23 protein-coding genes and 1 pseudogene are annotated in these 25,074 nt (G+C 65.0%); 12 read left to right on the top strand and 12 right to left on the bottom strand.

The window, feature by feature from the left end; translation table 11 throughout:
- Positions 1–286: 286 nt before the first annotated feature.
- On the bottom strand, positions 287–595 hold the full coding sequence (locus C487_RS13555; protein ID WP_006186364.1) for a transcription factor S: 309 nt from the start codon (positions 593–595) through the stop codon (positions 287–289).
- A gap of 273 nt (positions 596–868) precedes the next feature.
- On the opposite strand from C487_RS13555, the gene C487_RS13550 reads away from it, so the two are divergent.
- On the top strand, positions 869–1,372 hold the full coding sequence (locus C487_RS13550) for a DUF5797 family protein (protein WP_006186363.1): 504 nt from the start codon (positions 869–871) through the stop codon (positions 1,370–1,372).
- Positions 1,373–1,392: 20 nt separating this feature from the next.
- On the opposite strand, the gene C487_RS13545 is transcribed toward C487_RS13550, so the two are convergent.
- Both C487_RS13545 and C487_RS13540 read right to left on the bottom strand, forming a co-directional pair.
- Entirely contained in the window at positions 1,393–2,445 is a 1,053-nt protein-coding gene (locus tag C487_RS13545; protein ID WP_049908152.1) for a DUF5787 family protein, read from the bottom strand.
- Positions 2,446–2,627: 182 nt separating this feature from the next.
- On the bottom strand, positions 2,628–3,071 hold the full coding sequence (locus C487_RS13540; RefSeq protein WP_006186361.1) for a bis(5'-nucleosyl)-tetraphosphatase: 444 nt from the start codon (positions 3,069–3,071) through the stop codon (positions 2,628–2,630).
- A 184-nt stretch (positions 3,072–3,255) separates the two neighbouring features.
- Between C487_RS13540 and C487_RS13535 the strand changes: the two genes are divergently transcribed.
- The gene (locus tag C487_RS13535; protein ID WP_006186360.1) at positions 3,256–3,591 is read left to right on the top strand and encodes an uS10/mL48 family ribosomal protein; all 336 of its coding nucleotides are present in this window, start codon (positions 3,256–3,258) and stop codon (positions 3,589–3,591) included.
- Between the two features lie 65 nt (positions 3,592–3,656).
- Positions 3,657–4,937 (top strand): amidohydrolase, encoded by a 1,281-nt coding sequence (locus tag C487_RS13530; RefSeq protein ID WP_006186359.1) that lies wholly within the window; start codon positions 3,657–3,659, stop codon positions 4,935–4,937.
- A 497-nt stretch (positions 4,938–5,434) separates the two neighbouring features.
- Here the strand turns inward: C487_RS13530 and C487_RS13525 are convergent, their stop codons facing one another.
- Positions 5,435–6,838 (bottom strand): geranylgeranyl reductase family protein, encoded by a 1,404-nt coding sequence (locus tag C487_RS13525; RefSeq protein WP_006186358.1) that lies wholly within the window; start codon positions 6,836–6,838, stop codon positions 5,435–5,437.
- Between the two features lie 222 nt (positions 6,839–7,060).
- Between C487_RS13525 and C487_RS13520 the strand changes: the two genes are divergently transcribed.
- Together C487_RS13520 and C487_RS13515 are read left to right on the top strand one after the other, a co-directional pair.
- Positions 7,061–7,396 (top strand): twin-arginine translocation signal domain-containing protein, encoded by a 336-nt coding sequence (locus C487_RS13520; protein ID WP_006186357.1) that lies wholly within the window; start codon positions 7,061–7,063, stop codon positions 7,394–7,396.
- Between the two features lie 87 nt (positions 7,397–7,483).
- Positions 7,484–7,819, top strand: coding sequence for a 2Fe-2S iron-sulfur cluster-binding protein (locus C487_RS13515; RefSeq protein ID WP_006186356.1), 336 nt, complete (start codon positions 7,484–7,486; stop codon positions 7,817–7,819).
- Positions 7,820–7,895: 76 nt separating this feature from the next.
- On the opposite strand, the gene C487_RS13510 is transcribed toward C487_RS13515, so the two are convergent.
- Positions 7,896–9,131, bottom strand: coding sequence for an MBL fold metallo-hydrolase (locus C487_RS13510; protein WP_006186355.1), 1,236 nt, complete (start codon positions 9,129–9,131; stop codon positions 7,896–7,898).
- An 88-nt stretch (positions 9,132–9,219) separates the two neighbouring features.
- Here C487_RS13510 and C487_RS13505 point away from each other — a divergent pair, with 88 nt between their 5' ends.
- Positions 9,220–9,852, top strand: a complete 633-nt coding sequence (locus tag C487_RS13505) for a ferritin family protein (protein WP_006186354.1) — start codon at positions 9,220–9,222, stop codon at positions 9,850–9,852.
- A 110-nt stretch (positions 9,853–9,962) separates the two neighbouring features.
- On the opposite strand, the gene ftsZ is transcribed toward C487_RS13505, so the two are convergent.
- Together ftsZ and C487_RS13495 are read right to left on the bottom strand one after the other, a co-directional pair.
- Positions 9,963–11,135, bottom strand: coding sequence for a cell division protein FtsZ (gene ftsZ / locus C487_RS13500; protein ID WP_006186352.1), 1,173 nt, complete (start codon positions 11,133–11,135; stop codon positions 9,963–9,965).
- Between the two features lie 159 nt (positions 11,136–11,294).
- The gene (locus C487_RS13495; protein ID WP_006186351.1) at positions 11,295–12,698 is read right to left on the bottom strand and encodes a D-aminoacyl-tRNA deacylase; all 1,404 of its coding nucleotides are present in this window, start codon (positions 12,696–12,698) and stop codon (positions 11,295–11,297) included.
- Between the two features lie 130 nt (positions 12,699–12,828).
- Here C487_RS13495 and C487_RS13490 point away from each other — a divergent pair, with 130 nt between their 5' ends.
- Positions 12,829–14,919, top strand: a complete 2,091-nt coding sequence (locus C487_RS13490; protein ID WP_006186350.1) for a bacterio-opsin activator domain-containing protein — start codon at positions 12,829–12,831, stop codon at positions 14,917–14,919.
- A gap of 54 nt (positions 14,920–14,973) precedes the next feature.
- A complete protein-coding gene (locus C487_RS13485) occupies positions 14,974–16,317 on the top strand; it encodes a DUF7344 domain-containing protein (RefSeq protein ID WP_049908163.1) in 1,344 nt (447 codons plus the stop codon).
- Positions 16,318–16,356: 39 nt separating this feature from the next.
- On the opposite strand, the gene C487_RS13480 is transcribed toward C487_RS13485, so the two are convergent.
- Positions 16,357–17,301: a calcium/sodium antiporter gene (locus C487_RS13480; RefSeq protein ID WP_006186348.1), complete on the bottom strand. Its 945-nt coding sequence runs from the start codon at positions 17,299–17,301 to the stop codon at positions 16,357–16,359.
- A 120-nt stretch (positions 17,302–17,421) separates the two neighbouring features.
- Here C487_RS13480 and C487_RS13475 point away from each other — a divergent pair, with 120 nt between their 5' ends.
- From C487_RS13475 to C487_RS13460, 4 genes are all read left to right on the top strand, one after another.
- Positions 17,422–18,225, top strand: a complete 804-nt coding sequence (locus C487_RS13475) for a shikimate dehydrogenase (protein ID WP_006186346.1) — start codon at positions 17,422–17,424, stop codon at positions 18,223–18,225.
- A 71-nt stretch (positions 18,226–18,296) separates the two neighbouring features.
- Positions 18,297–18,980 carry a helix-hairpin-helix domain-containing protein gene (locus C487_RS13470; protein WP_006186345.1) on the top strand — a complete coding sequence of 228 codons (684 nt, stop codon included), beginning with the start codon at positions 18,297–18,299 and terminating at the stop codon, positions 18,978–18,980.
- Positions 18,981–19,142: 162 nt separating this feature from the next.
- Complete coding sequence (gene pabB / locus C487_RS13465) at positions 19,143–20,699, top strand: aminodeoxychorismate synthase, component I (protein ID WP_006186344.1); 1,557 nt, start codon at positions 19,143–19,145, stop codon at positions 20,697–20,699.
- On the top strand, positions 20,683–21,366 hold the full coding sequence (locus C487_RS13460) for an anthranilate synthase component II (RefSeq protein ID WP_006186343.1): 684 nt from the start codon (positions 20,683–20,685) through the stop codon (positions 21,364–21,366). The genes pabB and C487_RS13460 overlap by 17 nt, the downstream gene beginning before the upstream one ends.
- 186 nt (positions 21,367–21,552) lie before the next feature.
- On the opposite strand, the pseudogene C487_RS19705 reads toward C487_RS13460, so the two are convergent.
- The 4 genes and pseudogenes from C487_RS19705 to C487_RS13440 all read right to left on the bottom strand — a co-directional run.
- Positions 21,553–21,735: pseudogene (locus tag C487_RS19705) on the bottom strand (HalOD1 output domain-containing protein); the annotation flags it as partial.
- Positions 21,689–21,868 carry a hypothetical protein gene (locus C487_RS13450; protein ID WP_006186341.1) on the bottom strand — a complete coding sequence of 60 codons (180 nt, stop codon included), beginning with the start codon at positions 21,866–21,868 and terminating at the stop codon, positions 21,689–21,691. The gene C487_RS13450 and the pseudogene C487_RS19705, both read right to left, overlap by 47 nt.
- Before the next feature lie 528 nt (positions 21,869–22,396).
- The gene (locus C487_RS20380; protein WP_152422513.1) at positions 22,397–23,431 is read right to left on the bottom strand and encodes a hypothetical protein; all 1,035 of its coding nucleotides are present in this window, start codon (positions 23,429–23,431) and stop codon (positions 22,397–22,399) included.
- Between the two features lie 2 nt (positions 23,432–23,433).
- Complete coding sequence (locus C487_RS13440) at positions 23,434–24,564, bottom strand: hypothetical protein (RefSeq protein ID WP_152422512.1); 1,131 nt, start codon at positions 24,562–24,564, stop codon at positions 23,434–23,436.
- Between the last annotated feature and the right edge of the window lie 510 nt (positions 24,565–25,074).

The following is a 25,074-nucleotide window of genomic DNA, read 5'->3' as shown; positions in this document are numbered from 1 at the left end:
TCTTCTTTCCTCAAACCTGTCTTCAACTCGCGAGAGCGATGGCCGAGAGCGGGCTCCGAGCAACGCGAGGAGCCCGCGATCCGGGGGAGGGCAGGCCGCCATCCGGTACCGACCGCGAGCGAACGAAGTGAGCGAGCGGGCCGACGACCGACCCGGAGAGCGCGGCGCGAAGCGCCGCGTCGAGGCGAGCGGCCGAAGGCCGCGAGCCAGGGGAGGGAGGAGTGCTTTTCATCGAAGTTTTGCCGAGGGCGCGGCGAAGCCGCGCCCGCAGCGCAAAAGTTCGGTTCTAGTTGTCGTCCTCGCGCCACTTGTGTTCGCACTCGGTACAGATGAAAAAGCGTGTCTCGGACTCGTCGGCCGACCGGATCTGTTGCATGTACCAGTGGGCGCGGTCGTTGCCACATTCGGGACAGATGGCGTCGGTTTCGGGCAACGAAGTCTCGCCGGACGACTCGATGATTTCGCTGGCCTCCTGATCGTCGGTGACGATGTACTGGTCGGCGTCGCCTTTCGGCTCCGTGTAGCCGCAACTGCCACACTCCCAGAGACCGTCCTCGGCTTTCATCATCGAACCGCATTCGTCGCAGAATTCCATCGTTGTCCGGGCTACGGAGGGCGAGCGACTTAAGCCACCCGTTTGGGGCCGCCCCTCGGCCCGCCGCGGTCGCTCGAGCGCTATCCCTCGCCCGCGGAGTGGAAGGGGCCGCCGCGATCGCTCGCGGCAGGCCGTTGTTGCGTTTCGACTCGAGGTCAGCCAGGACGGGTTCGATCCGGCTGAGTTTGACGGCGGGCGTGCGCGAACGGACGCGGGCCCGGGGCCCGCGGCGGGACGCAACGCAAAAGTACCGGATCACCATACGGTTTCACCATGACGCTCTCGGAGGAGGCCCAGGACCGGTTGGCGGACGTGGTGGAGCTACAGCCGACGAAGAATTCCGAACTCCAGGAGCGGTGGGGGATGGAAAGCGGCAGCGAGGTTCACCAGTACCTCGAGGACGAACTCGGCGACTACTACTTCCGGGACGACAACAGCCTGATCCGTGCGACCGCGGCGGCGGCCGACCTGGTCGACGTCGAGCCGGGCATCGAGAGCGATCCCGAGGGCGACGGCGTCCCCTCCAAGATCCGCGTGCCCGAGTTACAGGCGCGGATCGTCGCGGTGATGGCGGGGCCGACGGACCGCACCGAGAGCGTCGTTTCGGTGCTCCACAAGCTCCGGGCGGAGTACGATATCGATCCCGAGGCCGAAGCCGTCCGGTCGGGGCTTCAGAGTCTGCGCCGGAAGGGCGTCGTCGAGGTCGAGTACCGCACCGTCCCCACGTTCCGGCTGGCGGTCGAGCGCGAGGATCTCGAGGTCGCCGTTTCGGACTGATGCCGCCGCCGGGAGCGACGCTATAGTCCCGGCCGCCGTCGCCGCCGGCGGTCCGCGAGGAGTTGCTGTAACCGTTTTCCGGGGCCGCCTTCGATCGGCCAGCCGCGGGTACGCCAGACCGGCGGCTCGGGTTCGAACTCGTCACAGGAGCCGGCACACTCGGCGGCCGTCTGGCACCGGCTCATGGCGGCGCAGTACGGCAGCGCCTGCGTCGCGTCTCGAGCGCGCAACTGGAAGTGGCGACAGTCGGGACGCATCGTGTCGGCGAACGAGCGCCAACCGCGTTCGTAGGCGCGCTCGGCGATCCCGAGCCGTTTGTCGACCTTCCACTCGGGATCGGCGTACTCGAAGCGGGCGGCCGAGTCGTCACGCTCGCCGCCGTCGGGCCGCTCGAGGATTCGAGTCCCCGGCTTGTCGACCGCGAGCGAGCGGGGGTGCCACGCGACCTCGGCGGTCAGGTCGTCGGGCGCGAGCGCGAGGATACCCGCCTCGACCGGCAGGTCCTCGAAAATGGCGGGTTCGACGCGCTCGCCCGTCGTCTCGGTCGCGACCCAGACCTCGTCGGCCAGGCCGACGGCGACATCGTACTCGAGTTGCGAGGCGAGTGTGCGGGCGGCGCTGGCGTCTAAGTCCGGCTTGTTCTCGATCGCGACGATCCGCTCGAGCCAGTCCGGATAGACCCACTTGCGTCTGATTTCGATTCGAGTCCCGTTCTTGCGGGTCTCGAGGATGCCGCGATCGGCGGCGCGGTGGATCGCCTCGCGGACGTACCGCCACGGGTAGCCGGGGTGGGGAAGCGCGTCGCGATAGTAGGTCCACTCCGCCGGAGCGTTTCGGACCACGTGGCGGAGGTCGCCGTCGAGTCGCTCGCGGCCGAAGGCGGCCCGTTGGCGGAGGGCTACGGGGTCACACTCGAGGACGATAGTATCCCAGCGGCGGCGCTTCGTCCCGAGTTGGCGGGCGACGACGATCGCGTAGCTATCGCCGGCGGGGTCCGCCCCTGGCGGCCACTCGCGTTCGGCCCACCGACAGGTTCGGAGTTCGAACCCGAACTCGGCAGTGTGTGGGTCCACGGCGGGGCGTTGGAACGCGAGCGCAAAAACGCTATTCGATCGGCCGGCACCGATCAACGTGAACGCGACGGCAACGGTGCTGCCGGCCGATCGCCGGGTGTGAAACGCGACCTCTCCCTCACGGTGTGTCTACGGCACGGGACCGTCCTGTCGGAACCGACGCTGACGGTCGTCGTGCTCGACTACGCTTCGTCGTCGTCCTCCTCCTCGCGCTCGTCGAGGAAGTCGTGGGCGTCCTCGAGGATCTCCCGGGGACCGTCCTGCGTGACGGTGTTGACCGCCTGTTCGTAATCGCGCCACTGGAGATCTCGGTGTTCGTTTGAGAGTTCCGCGCTGGCCTCGAACGACTTCGCGATGAAGAGATGAACGGTCTTGTGGATCGTCTTGCCGTTCGCCTCGAAGACGTAGTCGTAGTCCTTGCGAAAGCCGTCGAGTAGTCGGAACTGTTCGATACCTGCCTCTTCCGTTACTTCGCGGATCGCCGTCTGCTGTAGTTCTTCATCTCCTTCGACACCGCCCTTGGGAAACTCCCAATCGCCTGGGCGGCTCTTGAGTAGAAGATACTCGCGCCGGCCCCGCGTATCGCGGAAGAGGATCGCGCCTGCGCTCGTAGCTTCGACTGCCATTAAGTGAGCTAATAGGTGCGACGTTAAGAGAATATCGGACTGTTCGTCCAACGAACACTGATTCCGCGCCCGAGTATGAAGTAACTGACAGTATGTCGACCGCGGTCGTGGCCCGGTGGCACGGCGGGAGCCATCTCAGCAAGTTTTTACGCGCCCACCGTGGACGTATGCGACAGTACCAGCCATGACCTTCGTCACCCGTCTCACCCTCCAGAGCGGCGATCGGGCCGCCCTCGATAGTATCGTCGACGACATCAAAGCCAACGCCGAACGGAAGGGGGCCGCGCTGAAAGGCCCGCACTCCCACCCGCCCGAGACGTTCTCGGTGCCCCAGCGCTGTCGGCTCCACGCCGACGACGACCGCCACTTTTCGTCGTGGCAGTACACCGTTTTCACCCGCGAACTCGAGATTCACGGCCACGACAGCCTCGCACGCAATATCGCCTCGCAGAGCTTTCCCGACTCGGTCCACATCGAGGCCGAGGTCGAGCAGATCCACGGCGCGGGCCGCGGGAACTGACTGGGTTTATCAGTACGTGCCAGACCGTCGACAGGGCTTTGTACCGTTCCCGACGAGGGCAGCATATGACCGCAGACGACCTCGTCTCGTTGCGCCGAGCCCTGCACCGGAGACCCGAACCTGCCTGGCGCGAATTCTATACGACTGCACGGATCGTCACCGAACTCGAGTCCCGACTCGGCGACGACCTCGCCGAGCTCCACGTCGGCCCCGAGGCCATCGCGGGCGACCACCGAATGGCGGTCCCCGACGACGCTGAGCTGACCCGCTGGTACGACCGGGCACGGGAGGCAGGCGTCGACGAAGCGATCCTCGAGCGGCTCGCGGGCGGCTACACGGGTGCCGTCGCCGTCCTCGAGCGCGGCGCGGGGCCGACCGTCGGGCTGCGGGTCGACATCGACGGTCTCCCGCAGCGGGAGTCAGACGCGCCGGACCACGCGCCCGTCGCCGACGGCTTTCGGTCCGAACACGAGGGCGCGATGCACGCCTGCGGCCACGACGCCCACGCGACGATCGGGGTCGGCGTGCTCGAGCGCATCGCCGAGAGCGACTTCGCGGGAACGCTCAAAGTCCTCTTCCAGCCCGCCGAGGAGGTCGTCGGCGGCGGCAAGTCGATGGCCGAAAGCGATCACATCCAAGACATCGACGCCTTGCTCGCGGTCCATATCGGGCTCGATCATCCGACCGGCGAGATCGTCGCCGGTATCGACGGCTTTCTGGCTGTCTCACACATCCACGCGGCGTTCGCCGGCGAACCGGCCCACGCGGGCGGACACCCTGAACAGGGTCGCAACGCCGTTCAGGCGATGGCGACGGCCGTCCAGAACCTCTACGGCATTCCCCGGCACAACGACGGCGCGACGCGGGTCAACGTGGGCGTCGTCGAGGGTGGCAGCGCCGCCAACGTCATCCCGGGCGACGCGCGGGTCGTCGCCGAAGTGCGCGGCGAAACGACCGAGCTGATGGAGTACATGAAACGCCGGTCCCGGCGGGTCCTTCGGAGCGCCGCCGAGATGCACGACTGTACGGTCTCGTTCGAGACCGGCGCGGAGGCCCCCAGCGCGACCAGCGACGGGGAACTCGCCTCGATCGTCGCCGACGTGGCGGGCCAGACGGCGGGCGTCGAGCGAGTGCTCGAGCGCGACGAACTCGGCGGCAGCGAGGACGCGACGTTCCTAATGAAGGCAGTGCAGGAAAACGGCGGGACGGCCTGCTACGTCGGCGTCGGAACCGACCACCCGACCGGCCACCACACCGCGACGTTCGACGTCGACGAGGCCAGCATCGGTCACGGGATCGACGTCCTCGCGGGGTCGATCGAGCAAATTAGCCGTCGACGATCCTGATCGACACGGTTCCGACTGATTTCGAGCGGGAGTGGCCGGAAGCGGGTGCCGAGCATCGCGAGGAGTCCGCGCCCCTAGAGCAAACTCTTCCGAGCATCGCGGAAACGAAGTTTCCGCTCAGCGGGGAAGGGCAGGCAGTTGCCCAGTACCCAACCGCGAGTGAGCGAAGCGAACGAGCGGGCCAACGACTGACCCGGAATGAACGAAGTGAATGGAGGGGAAGGAGGAGTGCTTTTGATCGAAAGCATGTGTTTACCCCCATAGAGTTCCTGGCTGAGCCACTGAGACGGCTGAAAACAGCACCCTCTATTTGATTTATATATCTCTCAGTGNCGGCGGTCGAATTTTACGGATTTCTAATTGAATTCCCCGATTTTGAACCTACTGTCCTCCTGCGATTTCTGGGGGTAAACACATACGATCGAAATTTCACCGAGGGACGTCGCGCTGTGTGGCAAAGCCGCCAGCGCGACAGACCGCAGCGTAAAATTTCGGTTCTAGTACTTGGGGTCGGCCCCAGTCGTCTCGTAGACCTTCTCCATCAGTTCGTCGCGGCGGTCCTGCCAGGCCGCCAGTCCCGCGGGGCTGGTCGGATAGTTCTCGTAGTGAGAGAGCAGTTCGTCGGCCCGGCGCTTGGTCTTGTAGAGGTTCCAGATGGTGCCCCAGTGGCCGCGGCTCTTGACCAGCGCCTCGAGTTTGAGCTTGAGTCCGATGTCCGTACTGCCCGAGTACAGCGCCTCGGCGAGCTTGTCGCCGGGCATCGCGGCGAGTAAGCCCATCAGGTCGTCGACGTCGACGGCCGTCGAGAGGATGTTGTAGACGTCCAGCGCGGCGTAGCGTGCGCCGAAGTGCTCCATCACCTTCTCGTTGTACTCCCAGAGGACGTCCTCGCCGTAGTCGTCCGTCTCGAGGGCTTCGATGGCGCGCTCGGCGGCGTACTTGCCGCCGTAGGCGGCCCCGGCGATGCCGCCGCCGGTGGTGGGGTTGACGTGGCCGGCGGCGTCGCCGATGGCCATGTACCCCGGATGGACGGCGGAATCGTACGGTCGTCGGGTCGGCAGCGCCGCGCCGAGTTTATCCTCGACGGTTGCGCCGTCGAACTCGGGGCGGGTCTCGAGGTCGCGTTTGAGGTCGTCGACCAGCTGCATCGGCTCCTCGGTCATCTGGAAGCCCAGGCCGGCGTTGATCTCGGTGTCCGTTCGCGGGAAGTACCAGAGATAGCCCGCGGCGCGCTCGGTCGGCTTGAAGACGAGGGCGTCGTCCCACTCGACCGGCTCCTCGACCTCGACGATTTCCCGGTAGGCCGAACAGAAGTGGCTGTAATCGACGTTGGTGTCGAACGTCGACGCCGAGAAATCGACGTTGTCCTGTAGCACCGACAGCGAGCCGGCGGCGTCGATGACGATGTCGGCCTCGTACGTGATCGGGTCACCCTTCCGGATCGCCTCGACGCCCGTGACGCGACCGTCGTCGTTCTGGACGACGTTTGTAACGACGGTGTCGTATCGGAACTCGACGCCGACATCCTCGGCCCCGTCGATGATCCGTCGGCCGTACTCCCAGCGGTCGATGACGGCGAGTTCGCCGGGAACCGGAATCTCGAGAACGGTGTCCTCCTGGGGAATCTCGAAGCGGCCGTGATCGACGTCCGTGTTGGTAAAGGCCGGCTCGAGTTTCGACTTCGGGATCGCTTCGGGGAAGGAATCGGCACCCTTCAGGGCGTCGCCGCAGGCGATGTGGCCCGCTTCCTGCTCGTCCTTTCGCTCGAGGATGACGACCTCGTACCCCGCTCGTGCGATGGTCGCTGCGGCGTAGCACCCTGCCGTTCCGGCCCCGACGACGACCGCGTCCGGCGACTGAGTCTTCGGCGTCGTGGCGGCCGACTGCTCCTGCGTACTCATATCAACTGTGTGGAGGCCGTGGTAAGAAAACGTTTTATGGTCGGTCCGCGGTAGTGTCGCGTCGACCGCGACGGTACCCGGTTCGGAGCAAGCGCGGCGTTGTGGTGCGGCTGTCTTTTCGCTCATAGCCGTGGCCCACGGGTTCACCAATGCGATACAGATCACATTCGTAATATATGCTAGATTAAATTTATGTGTGGCACCGTTCACTACTCCGATGTAATGCCTGGAAACGACGACGGACGGTCTCGACGAAACGTGCTGAAAACGTCCGCCGCGACGGTCGCTGCGGGTGTCGGTACGGTCGCCGCGGTCGGTACGGCCAGTGCGTCCGATTGGATCGACGTGGGAGATCAAGTGCAGGCCTGGGGTGACTTCGGGTACGCTCCCGGTTGGGAGACCGGCGGCAGAAGCGGTGATTGGACGGAGATCAATCGCTCCTGGGCGGGATACGTTCAGGCGATCGCCGACGACGGCGGAACGGAGGTCTACAAGGTCGACTGGCACAAGCTAGACGACGACTGGTGGATCGCGGAGGATTTCGTTCGGGAAATCTAGCCGCTTCCCGTGGTGGGACGGAGCCAGCCGACGCCGGCGTCCGCCGGCACATAAAACGTTTTAGGGAGGTCAGTCGTACCGAGAGGTATGACAGAGTACACCATCGAGTTCGTCGGGACGGGTGAGACGATCACCTGCTCCGACACGGAAACGATCCTGAGCCGGTGTCTCGAGGAGGGCATCGCCCAGGAGTACTCCTGCCGAGTCGGGATGTGTCTGGCGTGTTCGGCCGAGATCATCGACGGAGAGGTCACCCAGCCCGCCGCCCGCGGGCTGACCGACGAAGAGGCCGAGAACTACGCGCTGACCTGTATGGCGCGGCCACAGTCGGACCTGAAACTCGACCGCGGGAAGTATCCGCCGAGTATCGAGGGCGATCTCGAAGCCACCGGCGCGATCGACGGCGCGGCCGCCGACGACTGAGCTGGTCCGGTCAACTGTATCGGCACACGGACAGGTCGCGGGTGCGCCAGCACTGGCCGGGAAGGGGCCGGCCGCGTCAGTCCGCGACCGCACAATTGTTCGGCCCGAGTTCGAGTTCGAACGCCGTGTCCGCGTCGACGTCCTCGAGTCCCAGGTTCGCTGCGACGATGCGGTCGTAGTTGGATGGCCGCGGCGGGAGTTCGCTCGTCGCGTGAGCGACGAACGCGGCGTCGTCCATCGAGAGCGCGTCGAGTCGATCGCGGAGGGTCCCGAGCCGAGCGGCATACGTCCCGTCATCTCGCGGTTCTGCGGCGTCGCTGTAATGGCCCGGCGCGACCGTCGTCTCGTCGGGGTGCTCGAGGAGACGGGTCCGAAGCGTCTCGTACAACTGCCCGGCGGCAGCGGCCGCGCCGTCGTCGCCGCGTTCCAGATCCGGTCGGCCGACTCCCTCGAGAAACAGCGTGTCGCCGGTAAACAGGATCGGGGAATCGCCGCCCTCGAGTCGAAGCGAGATCGATTCGGTCGTGTGGCCCGGCGTCGCCAGCACGGTCAACGTCACATCGCCGATTCGCAGTTCATCGACGGCATCCTGCCGAGTGTGCGACGCAGGGCTCGCGGAACTGCGTTCCGCGGCGTCTCCGATGGTCATCGCGTCGAACGTGAGGCCCCGCTCCGTCGCGCCGTCGGGGACGACCGCCGTCGCGTCGGTCCGGTCCGCGAGCGCGCGAACGCCGCTGACGTGGTCGGCGTGGACGTGAGTGTCGATCGCGTACGTGAGCGCCGCGTCTCGGTCGGTGGCGTCGGCGTCGTACCGGTCGGCGAACGCCCGTAGCGGGTCGATCACCGCCGCTTCGCCGCCGCTATAGATCGCGTAGGCGAGACAGCCGCTCGAGGGGCGGTCGTACTGCAGGACTCGCGCTGGTGCGTCGACATCGAGTTCGCGGACCCGATACAGGTCGGCCCAGGCGTCCATCCCGCCGGCGAGGTTGGCCGCATCGAGACCCGCGTCCCGGAGGAGGTCGACGGCGTGAGCGCTCGCTTCGCCGTGACCGCAGACCGCGAGGATCGGCTCCTCGAGATCGGTTACGAGATCGGTTACGTCGCCGGTGGCCTGGGCCTGGACGACCTTCATGTGCGGGATCTGGACGGCCTCGATCCCGTCGCCAGTGAGGTGCCAGCGTTCGAACTCGTCGCGGTCACGGACGTCGAGGACGGTCATGGGATCGCCGGACTGCAGCCGTTCGGACAGTTCGTCGGGAGCGATGGAGGGCGTCTCGTCGGCTGCGTCGGCGGCGTCGCTCCGATCGGTCATGCTCGTCGGTACGTGCTCGAGGCGTGTAATGGTCGTGGTCGACTGAACAGTCACTAACGTTCAACACGCTTCGCAATGTCGGTCCGATATGGACGCTACCGACTTCCAGCAATCGATCGAAGCATCGATGGCCGTCGAACTCGACCGCCTCGGCTCGTCGAAACTCCTCGTTGCGCTTACCGACGCCGACCTGACGGAAGACCGGATTCTCAGAACCGCTGCGAGGAGCGAACGAGCCGCGATGGAGACGCTCGAGGCGTGGGCGACCGACGAGACGAACGAGGACGTCCGCCGGCTGTTCGACGAGTACCACGATCAGGAACGCGACCACTACGATCGGATTACGGCCATGCTTGCGGACGACGAGGTCGGCGCGGGGGACGCCGGGCCGATGCACGCGAAGCTTCGCTCGCTCGAGGCAACGACGGCCCGGCTGGGCGGACTCGTCGGGCGAGCGCTGGTCGCCGATCGGACGCACCTTCAGTTGATCAGTTTCTTCGTGAACGAAGGGGATACGAAGCGCACCGACTGCTTCCGGGAACTGCGGGAGGAAACGGCTTCGCAGGGGGACCGAGCGGCTGAACGACTCGGAGACATCAGTACGGACAGCGACGACTGGGACCGGGCGCGGACGGTCGCCGAGGACGTGATCGAGATCGCGTACGGGGCGTACGCCGATTCGCTGGACGATCTCGGCATCGATCCGAAGCCGATCTGTTGAGCGGGGTCCGACGTGTAGCGCAGCGGCGGCTGTCGTGACGCTGCCGCCGGCCGAGAGAAACGAACGCGAACGGAATCTGGGACTCGAATCGCCGACGCGAACGGGCTCGATTATTCGACGAAGTCGATGTCTTCGCCCTGTGCGGGTGTCTGGGGCTGGACGGGGTCCTCGCCGTCCGGCCGACCGTAGATCTGGGGCGACTCGACGCCCGTGACGACGATCATCGTCCGCATGCTGCCCTCGAGGGTCTCGTCGATCGACGTCCCCCAGATGATGCGGGCGTCGGGGTCGATCCGGTCGTAGATCTCCTCGACGACGCCTTCGGCTTCCTCGATGGCCATGTCGTTGCCGCCGGTGACGTTGACCAGCGCGGAACTCGCGCCGGAGATGTCGACATCGAGCAGGGGTGAGCGCAGTGCCGTCTTGACGGAGTCCTCGGCCTTGGCTTCGGAGTCGGCTTCGCCGAGGCCGATCATGGCGACGCCGCCCCGTTCCATGACGGTGCGAACGTCGGCGAAGTCCAGATTGACGAGGCCGGGTTTCGTGATGAGTTCGGTGATACCCTTGACCGAGCGCATCAACACCTCGTCGGAAACTTTGAACGCCTGGCGGACGGGCAGTTTGCCGACCGAATCGAGCAGGCGATCGTTGGGGACCACGATCACGGTGTCGCTTACGTCGCGCAGGCGCTCGAGCCCCGCTTCGGCGTTGGTTCGCCGAACTTCGCCCTCGGCGGTAAACGGCGTCGTGACGATCGAAATCGTGAGCGCGCCGGCCTCGCGGGCGGCCTTGGCGACGACCGGTGCGGAGCCGGTGCCGGTGCCGCCGCCGAGGCCGGCCGTGACGAAGACCATGTCGGAGCCGTCGATGGCGTCGTAGATGTCCTGCTGGCTCTCGAGGGCGGCTTCTTCGCCGACCTGCGGGAGCGAGCCGGCACCGCGGCCGCCGGTCTTCTCCTCGCCCATCAGGATCTTGGTGTCGGCGTCGATTTCGACGAGGTGTTGTACGTCGGTGTTGGCGGCGACGAGTTTCGCCCCGTGGATGCCCTCCTCGTGCATCCGGTTGACCGTGTTACCGCCGGCACCGCCACAGCCGACGACCGTAATGTCGGTCTGGAGGTCCTGAAGGACGTCCTCGAGTTCGTCGTCGGTCATCGTCCCTGTCTGCCGGCCGGCCGACCCGTCGCCGTCGGACGGCTGTCCGTCCCGCGGCGCGGCGTCCTCGGGGACCGCGGCCTCCCCGGTTTCGGCCTCGTCGATCGCGTCGTCGATTAGAGAGTCCATTCTTGGCCCTGTCTAAACAATGGAGCATAATTACCTTTCCCCTACACGTCAGCCAGCCGTCTGACAACGTAATCGGTTCTTACGTGTCCGGTCGAGGAGAACGCCGTATTCGCGGGAGTGAGTCGAGTAATAGCGGCTTACTATTGCCGGTCGAGCCGCTCAGATCGGGAATCGATCCGTCCGCTCGGCCCGAACCCTCTGGGGACTGACTGTTTCCCCGTCGACGGTGACCGGCTCGCCGTCGGCGAGAGTACCGAACTTCGGCCCCTCCGGAACGCCGACCTGACGAGCCAGCGCGGGGTCGAACGCCGTCTCTTCGGCGACGACGGTATCGTCTTCGACCCGCACCGCGTCGTACTTCGCCTCGAGCACGGTGGCCAGTGCCGCAACGATCGTGCGTCGCGGCTCGTGCGCGTCGGCTTCCGTCGCGTCGGTTTCGGGGACCGCCGCCCGCGAGCCGACCCGGCTACCGCCGTTTTCGGTGGTAAACGCCACCGTATGGGCCTCGACGATCGTCCGAACGTGGTCGGGATCGATCCCCTGTGCGGTTCCCAGAAGCGCCGTCGGGAGGTCGATGACGGTAATCGACGCCGCGATCCGGTCGCCAAAGCGGACGCCGTCCTCGACGGCTCCGAGGGCAGCCTCGACCGCGTCGACGAGTTCGAGCGGGCGGTCGTCGACCTCGCGCAGCCAGGTCTCGCCCACGACCCGACAGTCGACGTCCGCGAGGGTTTCTTCGAGAACCGGCCACTCGCCGTCGAGCAGTGCGATCTCGGCGTCGCTGGCCTCGAAGGCACGTTCGATGACGTCGCGATGGGCCGTCGGATGGTCCATCGCCTCGAGCGCCCAGTCGGGGGCGACGTGGCCGACCGCCCAGTCGGTTTCGCGGACGAGTCGCTCGAATCGGGGGGCGTAGTGGTTGCCGCCGAAGCCGACGACCTGCCTTCTCGGAACCGTATCGCGATTCCGACGGCTCGTGAGGGTATCGCTCTCGAGTCGGTCGCAGTGTGGGTTGACGCCGCGGAGGGCGAGGATCGCACGGGCGACGGCGTCGGCACCGGCGGGGTCGTCCCACTGCTCGTCGCCGCTGCCGAGTTCGGCAAAGAGCGACGGACAGCCCACGTCGGTGGGGCCGTGGTGGGTCCCTTCCATGCCGACCTCGTACTCCGCTGGGGCGTACTCGTCGAAGGCCTCGAGCAGGTGAGCGAGGGCGTTCGGGGCGGCCGCAGCAAGCGCGTCGGGCTCGCCGCCGAACTCGGCGGGGCCGAAGTTCCCCGTGAAGTGACCGGTCAGCAGCGGGCCGGTGTCGCCCGAGTGTCGGGAGGCGAAGACGAGCAGCGTCGGGTCGCAGTCGAAGGCATCGGCCGGGCGCTCGAGTTCGATATGCAACCCGTCGAACGAGCGGAGTTCGGCCCGGTCGGTTCGGTAATAGGTGCCGCCGCCCGCGGCGTCCGGCCGGGTGTCATCGGTCCGTTCCGTCCAGTCCGCGCGCTCGCGGAGTCGGTCACAGATGTGCTCCGAGGCGCGGTCGGCGCGACTTTCGACGATCGCGAGCGAGGTCATATCCGTGCTCGGACGGTGGGGCCGTTAACGTCGCCGGTTCGGAGCCGGCCGTAAATGGCCCCGGTGAAGACGACCCGTGCTTTTTCGGATGTGGGTGGTGACCAGACACCATTGTGAGTGGGTGGCAGCAATGAGCGACGATCCGGCCGATCGAACCGATTCGACGACCGGATCGGACCGTGACGCAACGGACGGCAACCGGGTCGACGGGCGAACCGACCGTCACTTCGAGATCCACGAACTCAGTACGCTCGTCGATGACTGTGCGGTGGCACCGTTCGGCCCTGACGGCCGCGTGAACCGGTGGAACGACGGTGCGCGTCGACTCACCGGGTACGACGCGGAGACGATCGTGGGGGCACACTACCGGACGTTCTTTCCGCCGGACGCACGCGAATCCGACCGGCCCGAACGGGTTCTCGAGCGAGCGCGATCGAACGGGACGGCCGAAACCGAGGGGTGGCGTCTCCGGGACGACGGCGACCGCATCCGGGTTCACGAGGTAGTCGCGCCGGTCCGCGAGGACGACGAGATCGGCGTCCCCGTCGACCGGCCGGTCGAGTTGGCGGGGTACGTCTGGCTCGTCCACGACCGCACCGAAGACTACGAGCGCGAACGCACCCTCCGCGAAGAGACGGCATTCGCCGAGAGCGTCTTCGAGGCCCAGCCGGACATCGTCTACGCGTTCGATGCGGACGAGAACCACCTCGAGTGGAACGAGCGGGTGCGGGCGGTGACGGGCTACACCGACGCGGAGTTGGCCGAGATGGAGCCCCTCGAGTTCGTCGCCCCCGAGGACCGGGACCGGATCGCCGGGACGATTCGACGGCTGCTCGAGGTCGACGAGTACGTCACCGCCGAAGCGGACCTCGTTACGAAAGACGGCCGGCGGATTCCCTACGAGTTCAACAGCGCACGGATCACCGACGACGACGGCGCAGTCCTGGGGTTTACCGGTACCGGTCGGGACATCAGCGATCGCAAGGCCCGCGAGCGGGAACTCGAGCGCCTCGAGCGGCTCAACGCGATCGTACGGACGATCGACGAAACCGTGGTCGCGGCCGAGACTCGCGACGAGATCGAGCAGGCGATCGTCGAGGAGTTCGCGGCCGCCGACGCCTACCGGTTCGCGGCCATCGGGCGGACCGAACCCGCCGCGAGTACCGCAGGCTACTCGTGGGAACCGACGGCACGGGCGGGGATCGACACGACCGCGGTCGACGGCGTGCTCCCGTCGTTCGTCGAGCCGCCGGCCGACGCGCCTGGCGTGTCACCGTTCGAGACCCGATCGACACAGCGATACCGGCATCTCCACGAGAGCCCGATCGACGAGTGGCGGGCCGACGCCCGCGAGCGCGGCTACGGATCGGTGGCGGTCGTCCCGATCGTTGCGACCGACCGCGCCTTCGGCGCGCTCGTGGTGGCCGCCGCCGAGCCGTCGGCGTTCGCCGATCGGGAACGAGAGATCCTCCAGGAGTTCGGCGGCACCGTCGGCCACGCGATCAACGCGATGGCTGTCCGGCGACTCCTCTATCTGGACACCGTCGTCGAACTCGAGTTCGAATCGACCGACGCCGGTGACAGCTGTATCGCGCTTTCCCACGGGGCCGGCTGTGATCTCTCGGTCGATCACGTGTTACCGCTGACCGACGAGGTGTTCGTCTACTATCTCACCGTCTCCGATATCGATCCCGACGCGATTCGTGCGGTCGCGCGGGACACCCCCTCGATCACGGAACTTCGACTCATCGACGCCGCCGACGACGAAAGCGACTGGGAAGTCGTCGTTCGCGACGCGACGGTCGCCGGGCTCCTCGGAGAGTACGGCGCACGCCTCCAGTCACAGGTCGTTCACGACGGCATCGCGGAGCTGACAGTTCACGTGAGCCTCGACACGGATCTGCGCGACCTCGTCGGGGCGATCACGTCGACGTACCCCGATACCGAACTCGTCTCGAAGCGAACCATCGAGCGACCGATCCGGACACACGGCGACTTCCGGCGGACCGTCGAATCGATCCTGACCGAGAAACAGCGGCTGGCTCTCGAGGCGGCCTATCACGGCGGCTATTTCGAGTGGCCAACGCGAAACAGCGACGCGAGCGAGATCGCCGATCGGCTCGACATCGCCCGCCAGACGTTCCACCAGCATCTCCGAGTGGCACAGGCGAAGCTCCTCTCGGCGTACTTCGGGGCACGGAACGAGACGACAACTGGGTGATACCAGAGCATGCTGGTACAGTTCTTTCCCCCGATCATCGTCTCCTATCCGCCAATGAGTTCTCCACCGGATGACGAACCGACATCAACTGCGCTGGACGTGCTCGCGGTGCCGCGGCGTCGATACCTCCTCGCCGCGTTGCTCGAGCGCGGGGACACGTCCGCGGTCGGTTCGCCAGTGACGACGGCGGCGATGTCGCTCACCGCGCTCGCGACCGAGGTGGCGACCACCGAACGTGACCGGCCGATCGTTACCGACGAACAGTGTGCACGGACTCGGACCGATCTCGTTCACGCCCACGTCCCCCGACTGGTCGACATCGGCGTCCTGGTTCGGATCGACGACGGGGACGTGCCGACGGTCGCGCTCGCCGATCACCCGCTCCTCGAGGCCGAGTGGGTCCGGACGCTCCTCGACGACCCGACGGGCGAGGCGTTTCCCGCCGCCGAGACGACGCTGAACCGGACGCTCGAGGCCCTTCGGAGGCCGCGCCGTCGAACCGTCTGTGCCGCGCTGGCGGCGCGCCGCGGTGCCGTTCCCCTCCCGACTCTCGCCGCGGCGGTCGTCGCTCGGGAGGGCGGCGACGGGATGCGACTGGTCGACGTCTCCGAGGAGGAGTGGCTGCCCGTCGCGGAGACGCTCACCCACGACCACCTCCCCGCGCTGTCCGACGCCGGACTCGTCGCGTACGACGACGCGGCGGGTCGAGCCGCACTCGTCACGATCGCGCCGCAGTGGGAGAGCGACTGGCTGCTCGAGGGGCCGCTCGCCGACAGCGCCGTTCCCATCGCGGCGGTTCGGGAATCGTCCGGCGGATCGACAGCCGATAACAGCGTCTCGAACGCAGCGACGGGTGAGGCGGCCGTAAACGGGGACCACGAGGGAGACCACGTTCACGCGGAGGGCTGCGAGACGATCACCGGTGCGGGGCCGGTCCACGCTCGCGGGCGCGATATCGCCGCCGGTGCCGACGCGGAACTGGTCGTGACGGTTCCGGACGGCAGTCGACTCGAGCGGGAGTGCCTCGAGCAGTGGCACGCCGCGGCCGAGCGGGGCGTCGACGTCTACGTCGGGTCGCAGTCACCGCGGGTCCGCGATACCGTCCGCTCGATGGTTCCGGATGCTGCCGTCTGCGAGCCACAGTTCGACTGGCTCAACTTCCCGCTCGAGGCGACACAGCACGGACACGTCGTCTTCGCCGACCGCGAACGAGCCCTGGTCGTGACGACCGACGGGGCCGATTCCGACGCGGAATCGCGGGTGAGTGCCCTGGCCGGCGACGGCCGCGAGAACCCGCTTGTCTCGGTCCTCCGTGACCACCTCGGACCGCGTCTCGACAGACTCGCGGCCGCACACGACGACCGCGACGTTCGAGACGGGACGCCGCTGCCGATGTGACTCGGATCGGCTCCCGTCGAGCCGGTCGAACGGGACATCTCAGGGAACGAGAGCGTAGACGAACCCGGCGTAGCCGGCGACGAGGATCGCGCCGTCGATCCGGCTGAGCCGACGACCGTATGCCATCATCCCGACCAGCACGAGCGTAAAGGCGACCATGATCGGGAGTTCGAACCGGAGCGTCGCCGGCTCGATCTCGATCGGCGTGATCAGCGCCACGATGCCGAGAACCGCGAAGATATTGTAGATGTTCGAGCCAACGACGTTGCCGATCGCGAACTCCGTCTCGCCGCGGACGGCCCCGACGACCGACGCCGCCAGCTCCGGCAGCGACGTGCCGAGCGCGAGCACCGTCAGCCCGATGACGAGGTCCGATACCCCAAGCGCCGACAGGAGCCCGGTTCCGCCGGCCACGAGCCACCGGGACCCGACGACGAGCGCGAGCAGCCCGCCAATCACGAGCGCAACGTCCCGCAGCGAGACACCGCCGCCCGCGTCCGGATCGTCCGTCGACGGCATGGGGTCCGCGTTGACGTAGTACAGCAGAAAGGCCGTGAACCCGGCGAGGACGAGCAGGAAAACCGCCCCTTCGAAGCGACCGATCCGGCCGTTCGCGCCCAGCCCGACCAGGAGGATCGCCGCGAGCACCATCGTGGGGACGTGTCGCCGCATGACCCGGTCCGCGATCGGCAGGGGTTTGATCAGCGCGGCGATCCCGAGTACCAGTCCGATGTTCGCGATGTTCGAGCCGACGACCGCACCCAGACCGATGTCAGTCGAGACGTTCAACGCGCCGATCGTCGAGACGAACAGTTCCGGTGCAGTCGTCGCGAACGCGATCACCGTCACGCCGACGGTCGCCGCCCGCAGACCGATTCCGAGCGCCAGTCGGCCCGCACCCGCAACCAGCAACTCCGCACCGCCGTACAGCGCGACGATGCCGGCCGCCAACAGGAGGACGAAAAGCGGGGTTCCGGAGAGCATGGCGTCGGCTACTCAACTCCGGCCTAAAAGCGACGCGAAACGATCCCCGGTCGGGAGGCGATACCCTGCCGAAGCCAGACCGATTATATCCCTGCCGAAACGAGTGAGAGAGCAATGGCTATGGACGTATACGGTCTGCTCGGTAACCCGGTCGGTCACTCCCTATCGCCGCCGATGCACGAGGCGGCCTACGACGAACTCGGACTCGAGGCACGCTACGCGACCTTCGAGCCCGAGGCGGACGACATCGAGGACGCGATCCGCGGGGCCGACGCGCTCGGGATCGCAGGGCTAAACGTGACGATCCCGTTCAAGCAAGCGGCCCTCGAACTCGTCGCGCCCGAAGACCTGGCGACCAGGATCGGCGCGGTCAACACGATCGATTTCTCCGGCTCGGGACCACCGACGGGGTACAACACCGACGCCATCGGCGCGTTGCGCGCGCTTCGCGAGCACGACGTCGCGCTCGAGGGCGAGCAGGCGGTCGTCGTCGGTGCCGGCGGGGCCGGTCGAGCGATCGCCTTCGGCCTCGCCGATGCCGGCGCGACGGTCGCGGTCGCCAATCGAACCGAGTCGACGGCCCACGATCTGGCCGCGGCGGTCCCCCGCGCGACCGGCCACGGGCTCGCGGCCCTCGAGGAACTGCTGGCGGACGCTGACGTGCTGGTCAACGCGACCAGCGTGGGGATGGACGCGGACGCGACGCCGGTGCCCGAGGACGCGCTCCACGAGGGGCTCGCCGTGCTCGACGCGGTCTACAGCCCGCTCGAGACGCGACTGCTTCGGGATGCGGCCGACGCCGGGGCGACGACGATCGACGGCGCGTGGATGCTGCTCTATCAGGGCGTCGAAGCCTTCGAGATCTGGACCGGTCGGGACGCACCGGTCGACGTAATGAACGAAGCGCTGCGCTCGCGACTGTAGCGCCGGCGACTCGGTCGCAACCCTGTCAGTATCAGGCGAATTTAAGTGGTGGAACCGACTACCACGAGATAATGGCAATCCTCCAAAAGCTGAAGTCCCTGTTGGGGTTCGACGAGTCGGACTCGGAGCGCGGAGGCGCTCGAGAGGTCGGGGTAACGGTCGAACGGGAAGGGTCGACGGACGACGGACGAGACACCGATCGAACCGAACCCGCGACCGGCGGCATCACCCCGGAGCCGTCACGAACGGCCGCAAGCGACTCGAGTGCGGCCTCGGCGACGGAGTCCGAGGAGGACATCGAGCCGGCGGAGCCGTCGCCCATCGAGGAGGCCGAGCCCGACGCCGACGCGGAATCGGAACCCGTCGAGACGGACGCGGAACCCGATACCGAACCCGAACGTGAGACGGAGTCGGAACCGGACTCGGAATCAGAGTCGGGCGCTGACGCGACCGACGACGCGGAGACGGCGGAGATGGCGTCCGAGACGGCCGATGACGCCGACGCCGCAGCCGAGGAGACCGCGTCCGATCCGTCGGTCGACGACACGGCCGCTACCACCGAGCCCGACGAGACGACCCAGGAACCGGTCGATGAGATCAAAGGAATCGGCCCGGCCTACGCCGACCGTCTTGCCGGTGCCGGCGTCGACACCGTCGGCGAACTGGCCGACGCGGACGCCGCCGAACTGGCCGACCGGACCGACATCTCCGAAAAACGCATTCAGGGCTGGATCGACCGCGCCGAAGTCAGGTAACGGCCCGCCACCGACCCCGAGTCCACCCGATTCGTCTCACTCTGCGGTACTCGTCATTTTACCGGCACGCCGTCTGCGGTCACGGTTCGTTCCGTCGTTCGGCGTGGGATCGCTACCCCGGAAATCGCAAGAGGATTACTCGCTCGTTTCGTCTCGAGACCCATGAGCGATCCCCATGTCGTGACGACGCCGGACGCGTTTCGCGCCGCCGCTCGCGACCGCGACAGGGACGCGTCGGCGGCGGCCGGTGCGACGACACACACCGGCTGTCGCGTTCCAGTCGAAGTCCGCGTGACAGTTGCCGACCCGTTTCTCGCCTATCGGCGGGCCCGCAACGGACCCGACGGAGCCGTGTTCCTCGAGACGACCGGCGGGCAGCCCGGCTGGGGCTACTTCGGCGTGGACCCCGTCGACCGGCTCACCGTCGGTTCAGACGCGGTTCGGCGACCCGACGACGACGGGTCGCCGACGCTGGCCGCGCTCGAGGGACTGCTGGCGGGCGACTCGATCGCCCGCGGGGACTGCGACGTGCCCTACCCCTGTGGTGCCGTCGGCTGGCTCTCGTACGATATCGCCCGCGAACTCGAGGCGTTGCCCGACTCGGCCGTCGACGACCGCGGACTGCCGCGTCTCGAGGTCGCGGTCTACGACCGACTCGTCGCCTGGGAGGAACCGACCGATGGCGAGGTGACGCTTCGAATTACGGCCTGTCCGCAGGTCGGCACCGACGCCGACCTGGAGGCGGCCTACGAGCGCGGCCGCGAGCGGGCGCTCGAACTCGCGCGAGCCGTCCGCGACGGCGATCCCGAAATCGGCGAGCCGCCGGTCTCGAGCCCGACGGCGACCTTCGAGAGCGAGTGCGGCCGGGCGGCCTTCGCCGAGCGGGTGCGGCGAGTCAAGGAGTCCGTCCGCGACGGCGACACGTTTCAGGCGAACATCTCCCAGCGACTGGTCGCGCCCGCCGCGGTCCACCCGGTCGCCGCCTACGACGCCCTGCGACGGGTCAACCCGGCCCCCTACTCCTGTCTGCTCGAGTTCCGGTCGGCAACGCTGGTGAGCGCGAGCCCCGAACTGCTGCTCGAGCGCGACGGCGACTTCGTCCGCACGGAACCCATCGCCGGCACCCGACCGCGCGGGGAGACGCCCGCCGCCGACGACGCGCTCGAGGCGGACCTGCTCGGCGACGAGAAGGAGCGGGCCGAGCACGCCATGCTGGTCGATCTCGAGCGCAACGATCTCGGGAAAGTCTGTGCGTACGGCTCCGTCGACGTCGCGGAGTACCGACGGATCGACCGTTACTCCGAGGTGATGCATCTGGTCTCGAACGTGACGGGGCGACTGCGCTCGGACGAGTCGCTCGCCGACGCCATCGCGGCGACGTTCCCCGGCGGCACGATCACCGGCGCGCCGAAACCGCGGACGATGGCGCTCATCGACGAACTCGAGGCGACTCGGCGCGGCCCCTACACGGGCAGCGTCGGTATCTTTGGCTTCGACGGCCGCGCCACCCTCAATATCGTCATCCGGACGCTGGTCCGTCACGCCGACGAGTACCACCTGCGGGTCGGTGCGGGGATCGTCCACGACTCCGACCCCGGCAGCGAGTACGACGAGACCCTCGACAAGGCCCGCGCGCTCATCACGGCGGTCGACGACGCGCTCGGCAAGCGGGCCGATCTGGGACTCGAGCCGGCACCCGGAGGTGACCGGCGTGAGTAACGCGGACGGCGACCGCAGCGAGCGGATACTCGTGATCGACAACTACGATTCGTTCGCGTACAACCTCGTCCAGTACGTCGGCGAGGTCGCGGACGAGGTGATCGTTCGGCGAAACGACGAGATCGATCTCGCGGGCGTTCGCGACCTCGAGCCGACCGGGATCATCGTCTCACCCGGACCGGGTACCCCACAGGAAGCGGGCATCTCGATCCCGTTGTTTGCGGAAACCGAGTACCCGATTCTGGGCGTCTGCCTCGGCCATCAGGCGCTGTGTGCGGCCAACGGCGCGCCGGTGGGCCACGCCCCCGAGGTCGTCCACGGGAAGCCGTCGACGATCACTCACGACGGGACGGGACTCTTCGACGGCCTCCCGGAGACGTTTCAGGTCGGCCGCTACCACTCGCTGTCGGTTGAGCGCGCTAGCCTGCCGGCGACGCTCGCGGAGACCGCCCGAACGACCGACGAGCGCGGCGTTTTGATGGCGGTCCGCCACCGCGAGAAACCGCACCTCGGGGTGCAGTTCCATCCCGAGAGCATCCTCACGCGGGCCCAGTCGGACGCGGCGACGGACGCGGCGGACGACGGCCGCGGCGACGACATCTCGCTCGCACTCGGCAAGCGGCTGATCGAGAACTTCCGTCGGGTCGCCGCTCGAGGCGACGCGTGATCGGGCCGCCGGAATCGTCGCTCGAGCGGCCGGATCGGTGCCGGTTACCGATCCGGATCGGTCACCACCACCTCGTCGGAGTCGGGACCGATCACGACGCGGGAGCCCGCGTACTCGAACCGGACAGTGACGTCCGCGTCCGACTCGAGGACGGCGGCCAGCGCCTCGGGATCGATCGCGTCGTANGTCGGGACCGATCACGACGCGGGAGCCCGCGTACTCGAACCGGACAGTGACGTCCGCGTCCGACTCGAGGACGGCGGCCAGCGCCTCGGGATCGATCGCGTCGTACAGCGGTGGCAACGCCGCTCGGTCACAGCCCTTACGGGCCGCGATACGATCGAGAGCCGTTGTGAGTGCTGAATGCATCGTGAGTCTCGGGGAGTTTGACGACGGTCAGTGCGAACGCTGCCTCGCAGTCCGGACACGTTGCCGGGGCGGCAGTCGTCGTTGTGTGGACATCGGTACCGCAGTCGCAGTGGATCGTGACGTTCGAAACCATGTGTAGCTCCNACACAATCCAGCGAGAGACGCAGCGACGGCTACGACTGGGTCGGCGGTACGTCGGCAGGTCTTTATTTCGCCAACGCCAATGGTGGATTGCTCCCGCTACGCGGGGGCCGTGTGTGAGCCGGAGGGCTTGGTTGGTCCTGTGCACTCCGGCTCTTGCGCACTTTCGTGCGCGTCTGTGCGTTACGCAATCTACCCTAAAGAACGTTAGGATGTTAACCTGTTGCCGAGACAGCCGTGCAGTGCGTGCGCCACGCTCGCAAATATTATGCGACTATCCAGTGGTCCGATCTTATACATAGCCCAGAATGGGACCTCGTAATCGGTTTTATTGGTTAGACGGGTGAAATTGACGACGATCGTGAGACTAGTACAGGCAAAGCAGTTGAGAGAGCAGCATCCAAGGCCAGCTACTCTTAGACCTGCCCTTCAAATAGTGACATCTGAGATACTAACCGTACTAGCTGACCGGTTAGCAGAGAATATAATTCAAAATTGTCAGGAGAGATCTTGGTCGCGGTCACTCTGCGTTTGAGTCGTTAGAATTGCTTCCTTCTTGATTCCTGCCATCTTCGTCAACACTTTTATCGCCACTTCCGTCAGCGATTCCCTCCTCAGAGATCATATCCCATGTCGTTTGTTGCTCATCTGGGAGATTATGATTAATATCCTCGAGAACATCATCAACCCGATTCTCACGTACCGTTTGGGTGATTTGCAGCACTTCCGAGATATGATTATGAGAGAACTCGTACGTCAGGCCCTCTACGTGATTACATGCTCCGACTTTTTGCAAATAATAGAGTACTCGGTTAACTCTGTCAGGAGGCACGTTAAACACCGGTGCAAAATGATCTCGAACCTGATTTACACTCACCTGCACTGGATTTTCATATCCCATCGACTGTTCTCCCCAAATCCCGCAGACGGCAACTGCAAGGATCTCTTTCTCCATCTGTTCAGTCAATACGAATTCCTCTTTCGGATTCTCAGGTAGCTCAATCCCTCGATTGAACCGGTTCTGGAGACGACCTGACTTGAATTCGCCGGCCACCCGGCGTAACTTTCCACCGAAGTCCTGAGTGAGAACCGCTGCTTCTTCTTCAAGTCTTTCGAGTTGCTTTTGACAACTTTGCCACTCATTCCGACATTGACCTATCCAATCTTCGTCAATATCGTGATAGACAATGCAACGGTCAATCGTCTGGACTGACCCATCGTACGGTGTTTTCTCACGTACATTCGCATTCTCGAGTTCTTCTTCTACACCGTCGATAGTGAGTTCATTACACCGCTGCATCTGCCTGATGTGTCTATCCTCGATATTATTTCCAGACTTGATCTCGACAAGCAGGCAGGTGTCTCCATCGTATAGCACGAAATCCGGCTCTGAATCGACGCCAGAGTACGTATCGTTGATTTCTCCGAACTTGACCGGCATGCGCCATCCAAGGTCAGCAAGGCAGGGTGATGCACGAGCTGTCATGGCGCTAAAGAATAGATTGTAGGTTTGTTTTTCTCTAAACTGCCGATCTACTTCTGGCGACTCCGACATTTCTATAATGGTGCCGCAACAGGATTCTCGACTTTCTCTTGGGAGTACGTCGAGTCGTATTCGTAAATCTGCTGTACAATGTCTCTGAGACTCATCGCAGTCGCTGGCTCACGGGGATAGATTATAATGTCCGGGGGCTCTACGGCAAGATCAAAAATCTCCTCATGATGAGTATCGTATACTCGTAGCGTATTTTCATCCCGCTGGCCGAATTTATACTGTGGACCGTTCAGAACATTCTCCTTTAGTTCATCAATCAATGAATCATCTGTCTCGTTGTCTCGATCAGGATCCGTGAGTTCGATAGCTGTGAACCCGTCTACCGAAAACCCGTTCTCGAAGCTATTGTGCTTTGGAGCGTGATCAATTTCGAAATTCTCCCTATCCAGTTCTTGGTATTCCTCAGAAACGCTTAACAACGTCTCAACTGCCTTGTCCTGTGACCCATCAACCACCGACTGGAATGATAGACGCCCATCGTTTGTACTTGCCCCCTGAATTGCGGCTTCGGGACTGTTTGTTTGGTCGAACTCGATCCGGGTGGGTTTCGCATTGAAGTATTTCTCTGCTTTCTTGAGGTCGTTCCTACGTCCACCATGGAAGCGAAGTGTTGCGTGTCTGTCCGCGTAAGGCGCATGATATTGAGATGTAAATCCTGAAATATAGGAGTCTTGGATGATATTCTCTTGCGTGAGAGCATCAAGGTACTCGGACGAGAGATACAGTCGTTCAACCTGTGGGAGATATTTGATTAATTTTTCTACCGTCTTTTCTCGCCACTCTTGACGTACAGTTGTGAGAGCCCAAATGTACTCACCCTGCTGAATCCAAACAGAGTCGTCAGTCCTTGATTTCTCGGGCGTGGTAATACTGACGATTGCTGTTTCGTCACCTACGGCTTCTTCTGAGAAGGTGTGCTTCGCTACGTAATTCTGTGCATGTCCACTAATTCGATTATTCTTCGTGATCTGGTTAATATAGTCGTCGAGTGATCCAATCTCGTATCCCTGGTTATCTAAGAGATAAAGGTTGAGATCCGTGGACTTCCCGCTCCGGTGTTCTTTCTCCTCTTGGCCCTCTTTAGAGGTTACTACGTGCTCAATGAGCTCTCGGAGGATTTCTCGCTTACTCATCTGGCAGTACCGGTCGGAGTCAAGATCCATTGTCGTGGTTCAGTGAGTGGTATTTTAGGTTCGGTGCTCTTACATCCGGGGTTTTCTGCCGGTCTATATAATAGATTGTGAAACAGGAACATAGTGATGAGCCGTAGAATGGAAGTAAAACTACCTGCTCCTGTGTTACCTCAACGCTAGCCGATCAACTCAAACAATCAGTGGATTATATAAGCGGCCGACTAACTGATCTCTTGGTACAGGTTGAGGTGTCCGTTCCTTTCATTGCGTCCTCGTTCGATCCACCTCGAGTCCACGCCTCGTCAGGAACAGCGATGCCATCGGGACGATTCTGTGTCGTCATCCCGACGCCGACGCTCCCGCGTGCAACGTCGGTTGCCTCGTGGATCTCCTTCGGCGTGAGCGCCTGCTCGGGCGATGCCGCCAGGTACGAGAGGACCCCTTCCGCGTTCGTCCGTCCGTTCGACCGAAGTTCCGTGGTCGGATCACCTTCGAACCGTTCGATGTTGA

It is taken from the genome of Natrinema pallidum DSM 3751, from assembly GCF_000337615.1.
In the GTDB taxonomy this organism is placed as follows: Archaea; Halobacteriota; Halobacteria; order Halobacteriales; family Natrialbaceae; genus Natrinema; species Natrinema pallidum.
The sequence above is the reverse complement of the archived record's forward strand: the minus strand, read 5'-3'. Positions and strand labels throughout refer to the sequence as shown.